The organism is Arthrobacter sp. 2YAF22_2 (genome assembly GCF_052114645.1).
In the GTDB taxonomy this organism is placed as follows: Bacteria; Actinomycetota; Actinomycetes; order Actinomycetales; family Micrococcaceae; genus Arthrobacter.
In genome coordinates this window covers 1-1,815 of record NZ_JBFRFD010000630.1, presented here as the reverse complement: position 1 = coordinate 1,815, position 1,815 = coordinate 1, and the positions used below count along the sequence as shown (strand labels likewise).

General features: G+C 68.7%; 3 protein-coding genes. 1 reads left to right on the top strand and 2 read right to left on the bottom strand.

Annotated elements, in window-relative coordinates:
- On the bottom strand, nt 1-645 hold a 645-nt coding region (locus tag AB4Y86_RS18060), incomplete at its 3' end, for an AMP-binding protein (protein ID WP_441403528.1).
- Between the two features lie 224 nt (nt 646-869).
- Here AB4Y86_RS18060 and AB4Y86_RS18055 point away from each other — a divergent pair.
- Nucleotides 870-1,217, top strand: coding sequence for a hypothetical protein (locus AB4Y86_RS18055; RefSeq protein WP_441403527.1), 348 nt, complete (start codon nt 870-872; stop codon nt 1,215-1,217).
- A gap of 3 nt (nt 1,218-1,220) precedes the next feature.
- Here the strand turns inward: AB4Y86_RS18055 and AB4Y86_RS18050 are convergent.
- On the bottom strand, nt 1,221-1,815 hold a 595-nt coding region (locus tag AB4Y86_RS18050; RefSeq protein ID WP_441403526.1), incomplete at its 5' end, for a dihydrolipoamide acetyltransferase family protein.

The window sequence follows — 1,815 nt, the reverse complement described above, 5'->3', positions numbered from 1 at the left end:
GTCCTCCGGCCGGACCTTGAGCAGCCCGCGTGACTGCTCGACGTTGGCCACGAGGTTCCGGTGGCTGAGCTTGACACCCTTGGGCCGCCCGGTGGTCCCCGAGGAGTACGGCAGCACGGCGGTGTGGGTGGCCGGGTCGAACCTGGTGTCCGGGGCCGGCGCACCGCTGCTGAGCAGATCCTGCAGCGAAGGGTGGCCCTCGGCGCCGTCGAGCACCACCAGCCGGTCCGCCGGGATCCCGGCGCGTCCGGCCGCCTCGAGGGCCGCGGGCAGGAGGGCGGAGACCGTGAAGAGCCAACTCGCCGCGGCGTCGGTGAGCTGTATTTCGATTTCGTCGGCGGTGTACAGCGAATTTACGGGCGTGACAGTGGCGCCCGCCCGCAGCAGACCGTGGAACACGACGGCGAACGCCGGGATGTTGGGACAGAGGATGGCCGCAACGCCGTCGACACCCAGCCCCTGGGCGGCGACCGCGCCGGCGAAGGCGTTGATCCGGTCGAGCAGCTCACGGTAGCTCATTTCGGCGCCGCTGGTGCCGTCGACGACGGCGATCCGGTCCAGGTCGTCCTCCCGCAAACCGCCGAAGAGGTACTCGTAGAGACTCACGTCAGGGATATCAACAGCGGGAAACGGGCTCGAGAACACGCAGAATCTCCTTTGATCGGCGTCCGCCGGCTCGACGGCGGCTGGTGCCACTCTAATGCCGCCGCGCCCGTTCGGGACAGGATTCTGAAGATTTGACCGCCGTCACCATCCCTCGTGGGCAGCCTCACGCGGATTTGCCGGTGCCGCCCCGCCCTGCGGCGGTAAAATTGGAGGTGCCCCCGATGGTGCGGACAGTCCCATCCGCCCACTCCCGGGGAGAATCCATGCCCGCCCTTCAGCGCCGCCAGCTCGTCGGCCACGACATCCTGCTGGCCCGCCACGGAAACCACATCAGCACCATGCGGGTCGACCGCGCCGCCGGGCGGGTGATCGCCTTCCTTGACGACGGGTCGATGGACAGCGCCCCGAACCTCATCGCCCCGGCGCTGCGGATGCCCGACACCTTCCGGAGCATCCTGCGCGAGGACTGGAAGTTCCTCACCAAGGTCACCGCTGCCGGCTTCGGCCTGGCCGGCCTGATGTTTGCCGGCGCAGTCGCCGTCGCCGGCGGGGGGACGCCCCAGGGGTTGACCGAAATGCTCTCGGCCTTCGCCGCCTACGGCTCGTACTAGGACTCAGTCCAGGAGCAGGGCCGGCTCTTCGAGGATGGCCGCGACGTCGGCCATGAAGCGCGCCGAAAGGTCACCGTCCACCACCCGGTGGTCGAACGAGCCGCCCAGCGTGGTGATCCAGCGCGGGATCACCTCGCCGTCGAGCACCCAGGGCTTCTGCTTGATGGTGCCGAAGGCCACGATTGCGACCTCGCCGGGGTTGATGATCGGCGTACCCGTGTCGATGCCCAGGGCGCCGATGTTGGTGATCGTCAGGGTGCCGCCCTGCATCTGTGCCGGCTGGGTCTTGCCCGCCCGGGCGGTGGTGGCCAGCTCATTGAGGGCGAGCGCCAGTTCCTTGAGCGAGAGGTCCTGGGCGTTCTTGATGTTCGGCACCATCAGTCCGCGGGGGGTCGCCGCGGCGATGCCGAGGTTCATGAAGTGCTTGACGTGGATTTCGGCCGCGTCGCCGCCTCCGACGTCGTCCACCCAGCTCGCATTGACGCTGGGGTTGCGGGCCGCGGCCCAGATGACGGCCTTGGAGAGGATGAGCAGCGGCGAGACCTTGATGCCTTCGAAGTCGCGGGAGGCCTTGAGCCGCTTCACGAACTCCATGGTC